Origin of the sequence: Rhodococcus tukisamuensis NBRC 100609 (assembly GCF_001894985.1) — a bacterium.
Classification (GTDB): Bacteria; Actinomycetota; Actinomycetes; order Mycobacteriales; family Mycobacteriaceae; genus Rhodococcus_G; species Rhodococcus_G tukisamuensis.
Genome location: NZ_BCXG01000002.1, coordinates 298,714 through 305,553, shown reverse-complemented (window position 1 = coordinate 305,553; position 6,840 = coordinate 298,714). Strand labels below are relative to the sequence as shown.

Below are 6,840 nucleotides of genomic sequence, written 5' to 3'. Positions count from 1 at the left end.
CGATCGCCTGGACCGCACGCACTTCCGCACGTACCGAAGCCGCCGGCCGTACCGGCGAGGATGGATGGCAGCCATGGAACCGACACACGCCGCGGACGGCCCGTCCCGGCCGCTCGACCTGGTCGGCGTCGGGTTCGGCCCGTCCAACCTGGCCCTGGCCATCGCCATCGAGGAGCACAACGCGACGTGCGCCCCCGGCGAGCGGGTGGAGGCCCGCTTCCTGGAGCGGCAGGACACCTTCCGCTGGCACCCCGGCATGCTGCTCGACGGCGCCACCATGCAGATCGCCTTCCCCAAGGACCTGGTGACGTTCCGGAACCCGGCGAGCACCTTCAGCTTCTTCTCCTACCTGTTCGACAAGGGCCGGCTGGTGGACTTCGTCAACCACCAGACCTTCTTCCCGACCCGGCACGAGTTCAACGACTACCTCCGGTGGGCGGCGGAGCGGGTGGACGCCGACGTGCACTACGGCGCCACGGTGACCCGGGTGGGCGGCGTACGGGGCGCCGACGGGGTCGTCGACGAGTTCGAGGTGGAGACCGCGGACGGCCGGACGGTGCGCACCCGCAACCTCGCGGTCGGCGCCGGGCTTCAGGAGCAGATCCCGGACTGGGCCACCCCGTCGCCGCGGTGCTTCCACAACCACCAGTTCCTGTTCCGGATCGAGGAGCTCCCGGAGCTGGTGCACCAGCGCTTCGTGGTGCTCGGCGCGGGCCAAAGCGCCGCCGAGGTGGTGCAGTACCTGCACCGGCACTACCCGCAGGCCGAGGTCCACAGCGTGTTCTCCCGCTACGGCTACAGCCCGGCGGACGACAGCCCGTACGCGAACCGGATCTTCGACCCGTCCACCGTCGACGAGCTGCACGGCGCCGAGCGTCAGGAACGCGAGCGGGTGCTCGAGCTGCACCGGAGCACCAACTACTCGGTGGTCGACATCGAGCTGATCAACGAGCTGTACACCACCGAGTACCAGGAACTGGTGCGCGGAAAGCGGCGCCTGTTCATGCGACGGGCCTCGGAGATCTCGCGTGTGGTGGACGGACCGGACGGCATCGAGGTCAGTGTCCGCAGCCGCCTCGACGACCTCACCGACACCCTGATGTGCGACGCGGTGGTGCTGGCGACCGGCTTTACGCCGACCCCGCTGAGCAGCGTGATCGGCGACCTGGCCCCGGCCGACGGCGTCGTGGCCGAGGTGGAGCGGGACTACCGGCTGGTGACCTCGCCGGACGTGCGCGGCGGCATCTACTTGCAGGGCGGGACCGAGAAGACACACGGGCTGACGGCGTCGCTGCTGTCCAACGTGGCAGTCCGTTCGGGAGAAATTCTCACTTCCCTGCTGCAAAATCGAACCGCTGGCCTCGATCTTGATAGTGTCGGGGTTTCCACGCTGGTGGATCATTCGAAGAACGAGTTTGCGACAAGCGAGGCCAGATGAGCACCAATCCCTTTGACGACGAAGACGGCCGTTTCTACGTCCTCGTGAACGACGAGGACCAGCATTCGCTGTGGCCGACCTTCTCTGACGTGCCGCAGGGGTGGCGTGTGGTGTTCGGCGAGGACAGCCGTCAGGCATGCGTCGAGTACGTCGAGAAGAACTGGACCGACATGCGGCCCAAGAGCCTGCGTGAGGCCATGGAGAAGGACAAGGCGGCCGGCAACAACTAGTCAGGCAGTTCGCTCCTGGCCGCCCGGCCTGCGGGGACGCAGCGTCGGGCGCCGGAGCGAGCCTGTCCGGCCGAGTATCCGCGGCCGCCGCAGCGTCCGGGCTCCCCATTCGCCGAGCGTGACGCCCGCGGCCAGCGCGACGCCGATTCCGAAGGCGGAGAGCAAAGCGCTCAGCCCCAGCAGCAGCTGGTTGTTCAGCAACGAGTACAGACCCCGGTAGAGCGAGAGGCCGGGAAGCAGCGGGGTGATCCCCGCGACCGCGATCACCTGCGGCGGTGTCAACGCCCGCCGCGCCATCAGGCCACCGACGAAGCCGACCACCGTCGCCGCGATCGCCGATCCGACCACCGTCCCGATGTCGATGGTCTGGCTCAGCGAGTACACCAGGATCCCCGCGGCGCCGCCGAGACCGGCCGCCGTCAGCGCCCGCCGCTCCGCGTAGCACGCCACCGCGAAGAACAGCGACGTGAAGGCGCCGGCGACCACCCGGATCGAGGCCTGCGCGAAGGCCGGCGTCTCCGGCGCGGTGGTCAGCGGCAGCGTCGAGCCCAGCGCGGCCGCCATCCGCAGCGACAGCGCGACACCGGCGATGATGCCGCCGGTCATCATCAACACCTCGAAGAAGCGGGCGACCGCGGTGATCGGGGCGCCGGTGATGGCGTCCTGGACCGACCCCACCAGGGACAACCCCGACAGCAGCACGATCACCCCGGCGGCGATGACCAGCGACGGACGGATGCTGATGCCCAGTTGCTCTCGGAAGGTGTAGAGCAGGCTGGCCGGCGCGGCGGCGATCAGCCCGCCGACCACGTGCTGGTAGAAGAACGGCAGCCCGATCCCGTTGAGCATCCGGTTGACCCGGTCGATGACCATCGTGGTGAGGAAGCTGACGATCGCGACCAGGACCCCGCCGCCGAGGAGGACGGACGCCGACGCCGCCATCGAGGCCCAGGCGAAGGTCGCCGTCCAGCGGTTGTAGGGGTGCGGGGCGTCGTTGATCGTGGTGAGCGCGTCGTGCGCCTCGCTGGGGCTCACCGCCTCGGTGCGCAGCCGGCGGGTGAGCGCGTCGACCGCGGCCAGGCGGGTGAAGTCGAGGGAGCGGTAGTGCACGATGCGCATGCTGGTGGCGGGCGGCATGGTCGGGCCGCGATAGGCGCTGATGCGGATCGAGTTGTAGGTGACGTCGACGTCGCAGCGGGCCAGGCCGTAGGTGGACGCCACGAACTGCACCTGCGCCGTGGTGTCGATCGCCGAGGTGCCCGACGCCAGCAGCACCTCGCCCGAGCGCACCGCGATGTCGAGCACCTCGGCCACCAGGGCGTCGTCGGTGAGGTCGACCGGCTGCAGCGGCGCGGGTGCGGCGGTGGGCGCGTCGACCACCGACCGTTCCTCGCCGATCAGCCGGTTCAGCCAGGCGAACACGTCCCTCGGGCGCAACGCCCGCACGTCAGGACACCGCGTCCTGCTCGCTGAGATCGGTTGCTGCGAAAGCGGATTCGAGGTCTACGTGGTGGAACATCGACGTCACCTGGTCGTGAACCACGCGGAAGGCGGCCGCCGAGGTCGATGTCTCGCCGGGATTGGAGGCGAGGGTTGCCTCCTCCTCGACGACCACCACGCCCTCGTGGACGAACATCCGCCCCGGGTTCAGGGTGAGTCCCGCGGTCGAAGCCCAGTCGCGCAGCGCGGACAGCCCCTGGCGGGCGCCCGTCGGATCGCCGATCTCCACGTCGTCACTGGACAGCGCGAGGAGGGTGTCGAGGTCGGAGTCGTTCAGCGCATCGTGCCACGCGAGGACCGTGGCGATCTCGGAGGTGCTCATGCCTGCCACGCTAGCCGTTTCCGAGGGTTGACGGTGGCTGCGGACCGCCCTCGCGCGTCGGACTCCGGCCGCGGTCGGATGACCTCCCGTCGATCGGGGATCTATGCTGCGAAGGCGACGACGCCCGTGCGCCGGCGTGTGCGGTGTTCGTCGAACGGAGTAGCGGCGATGGTCGCGAATCGTGGGAGACCGGTCACCGTCCTCGCATGCCTGTTCGCGGCGCTACTGGTCCTCGCGGGGTGCACCTCGGGCCCGGCGCCCCGGTCGGGCGGCAACGCCGGCGCCGGGGGCGCCCCGGTCGCGTACCGGGAGCCGGTCCGGCTGTCGAGCAGCGACGGCGTCCTCGAGGTGCGACTGTCGGCCCACCAGGGCACGGTCGCGCTCGACACCGCCGCGGCGCCGGTCTCGAACTTCCTGCTCTTCGGGTACGAGGTGATCAGGGGCACGGCGTCGGACGGCTCGACGAGGGGGGACGACATCTACCCCGCGCCGACGTTGCGGGTCGACCCGGGCGAGCGACTGATCATCCATTACGACAACGACCTGCAGGACCTGACGATCGAGGACTTCTACGACCCGGCCTTCACCCCCGCCGGCGGCGAGGTGCCGATCTACCCGCCGGCGCTGGCGTCCGCGCCGCTGAACCTGCACACCCACGGGCTGCACGTGAGCCCCGACGGCAACGCCGACAACGTCCTGCTCGACATCCCGGCCGGGATGGGCAACGTCTACGACTACGCGGTGCCGACGGACATGCCGAACGGCATGTACTGGTACCACAGTCACCGCCACACGCTCACCGCCCAGCAGACCTACCTGGGGCTCGCCGGCCTCCTCGAGATCGGGCGGCCCGACGGCAACCTGCCGCTGGTCACGCGGCGCGACATCCCGATCCGCGACATGGCGCTGCAGTACAACTTCGTCTTCGACCGCAAGGGCGGCGGCCACCAACTCAACGACCCGAACTGGCCGCAGTACGTGAGCACGTTGACACCGCCGACCGGCTCGCAGCTTGCCGACGGCAGCTACCGGCCGAGCCTGGCTCCGGTGAACTTCGCGGAGACGACGGAGGGCTCCCGATACGTCACCAACTGGTACAGCGGACCACTCTCGCCGGCCAACCACCGTGGGCAGAACCAGTTCGTGCCGGGCAACCTGCAGACCTTCACGAGTGATTCGACGACCATCCCGGCGGACCCGTCGCTGCCCGAGAACGAGCGCGACGTGCAGTACACGGTGAACGGACAGTTCCAGCCAGAGCTGAAACTCGATCCCGGCCAGACCGAGATCTGGGTGCTGGCGAACATCAGCGACTTCGCCTACATGCCACTGCGACTCACCGAGACGGCCACCGGTAACCACCCGACGTTCGCGGTCGTCGGGCAGGACGGCAATCCCTTCACCCGGGTGGAGCCGCCGGTCGGCGGGGACGGAACCCGGCTCGTCGTCCCGCCCGGGTCGAGGTTCGCGATCGCGGTGACGATGCCGAAGGTTGGCGACCTCGTCCTGGAAATACCGCCACTGGAAGGGGCCGAGCCCGTCACCAACCCGGGCGTGCTCTACACCAACAACGGCACCGACAACCCGCCCGCGGTGCTGGGCACGGTGACCGTGGACCCGTCGGTGATCAGCTACGCCGACGGCTTCTTCACCTTCCCCACCCAGACGCTGCTGCACGCGACCCCCGGCAGCGGCCAGGGGCAGACGACAGCGTTCGAGCCCGGCCAGAACCTCGACGCCTACACGTCTTTCGTCGACACCTCGGTGATGACGCCGGACGTGAAGCGCACGCTCACGGTCTCGGGCGGCTTCGGCAACGAGAAGGCCAGCAAGAGCGACCCGAAGGCCTTCACCTACGAGTTCGACGACAGCACCTTCCCGAACATCCCACTGATCCAGCCCCGGCTGAACTCGGTGGAGGAGTGGACTATCACCAACCTCAACAACGACGAACACCCGATGCACGTACACGTCAACGACTTTCAGGTGATGGAGGTCGTGGACCCGGTGGCGGGCACCAGGACCGGGGTGCAGCCGTGGGGCATGGACAACGTGAACGTGCCCGCGCCGGTGACCGACGAGAACGAGGCCGCGCTCGAGCCGGCCTCGGTGACGCTGCGCACCAAGTTCACCGAGTACACCGGCACCTTCGTGATCCACTGCCACCGCCTCAACCACGAGGACAACGGGCTGATGGCCCTCGTCAGCGTGATCCCGGAGGTGTCCACGTACGCGGTCGCGGTGCCGGGGTCGCCGGGCACCCCCGCGACGGTGCGGGTGCATGACGGCAACGGCGACAAGGTGATTGCCGCCGTGACGCCGTTCCCGTCCTTCGAGGGAACCCCGACGGTGGCGATGGCCGACGTCAACGGTGACATGGTGCTCGACCTCGTGGCCGGGACCGGTGCGGGCGTGGCCCCGGAGGTGGTGGTCTACGACGGCGCCGACCGCGCCGTCGGACCGTTCACCGCCGAGCTGGCGGGGTTCGCGCCGTTCGACGCCGACTTCCGTGGCGGGGTGACCGTGGCCGGCGCGGACATCGACGGAAACGCCCTGGCCGACAACGTCATCGTGGGTACCGGCCCGGGCGCCCCGTCGCTGGTGAAGGTGTTCTCCTCGACGCTGCCGGCGGAACGGGGAACGGCGCCGGAGGTGTTCGCGAGCTTCGCGCCCTACCCGGGATCCGAGGCCGGGGTCACGGTCGCCACCGGTCTGGTCGACACCGCCTCGGGACGGGCCAGCATCGTCACCGCGCCGGGGCCGGGGGAGGCGCCGTGGGTGAAGGCGTTCCGCTACGACCTGTTCCAGCCGACCGCCGCCGCGGCGGCGAGGGGCGGGCACGGCTCACACGGCGCCGCCGGCGTCGGCCCGGGCGAGCCGACGATGACGTCGGAGTTCCTGGCCTTCGACGAGGGGTACACCGGGGGTGTCTCGCTCGCGACGGGCTGGGTGGCCGGTGCCGAGGGCGGCGCGAAGAGCATCGTCACCGGCATGGCCGGCGGCGCGGGCACGGTGCGGGTGTGGTCGAGCGGGTCGCGCCTCGACGGCGAGCCGGGGATGTACACCGAGAGCCCGGACCATCACTCGGGCACCGTGGACTTCCGGCAGATCGCGTCCTTCGACCCGTTCGCGGGCGGCGGGGTGCAGGTGGCCGTCAGCAGCACCACCACCGGCGGGGACCTGTTGGTCAGCGGCATGGGTGCGGGTGGCGCCGAGGTGCGCAAGATCGGGCTGGGCCGGGCGGACCCGCAGGCGGGCACGGTGGTGCCGACGGTGGTCGGTGCGCTGCCCGCGCTGCCGGGAGTGTCGGGTCCGGTTCCGTTGGGCGGACGGTAGTTTCGGAAGTGTCG

5 protein-coding genes are annotated in these 6,840 nt (G+C 70.0%); 3 read left to right on the top strand and 2 right to left on the bottom strand.

The window, feature by feature from the left end:
• Positions 1-73 precede the first annotated feature (73 nt).
• Both RT2_RS03490 and RT2_RS03485 read left to right on the top strand, forming a co-directional pair.
• A complete protein-coding gene (locus tag RT2_RS03490) occupies positions 74-1,438 on the top strand; it encodes a lysine N(6)-hydroxylase/L-ornithine N(5)-oxygenase family protein (protein ID WP_092775836.1) in 1,365 nt (454 codons plus the stop codon).
• Positions 1,435-1,668: an MbtH family protein gene (locus tag RT2_RS03485; protein ID WP_072843117.1), complete on the top strand. Its 234-nt coding sequence runs from the start codon at positions 1,435-1,437 to the stop codon at positions 1,666-1,668. The genes RT2_RS03490 and RT2_RS03485 overlap by 4 nt, the downstream gene beginning before the upstream one ends.
• Here the strand turns inward: RT2_RS03485 and RT2_RS03480 are convergent, their stop codons facing one another.
• Both RT2_RS03480 and RT2_RS03475 read right to left on the bottom strand, forming a co-directional pair.
• Positions 1,669-3,114 (bottom strand): threonine/serine exporter family protein, encoded by a 1,446-nt coding sequence (locus RT2_RS03480; RefSeq protein ID WP_371851135.1) that lies wholly within the window; start codon positions 3,112-3,114, stop codon positions 1,669-1,671.
• 1 nt (position 3,115) lies between these two features.
• On the bottom strand, positions 3,116-3,490 hold the full coding sequence (locus tag RT2_RS03475) for a nuclear transport factor 2 family protein (RefSeq protein ID WP_072843116.1): 375 nt from the start codon (positions 3,488-3,490) through the stop codon (positions 3,116-3,118).
• Positions 3,491-3,658: 168 nt separating this feature from the next.
• Between RT2_RS03475 and RT2_RS03470 the strand changes: the two genes are divergently transcribed.
• Positions 3,659-6,826, top strand: coding sequence for a multicopper oxidase family protein (locus tag RT2_RS03470; RefSeq protein WP_072843115.1), 3,168 nt, complete (start codon positions 3,659-3,661; stop codon positions 6,824-6,826).
• The last annotated feature ends 14 nt before the right edge of the window (positions 6,827-6,840 follow it).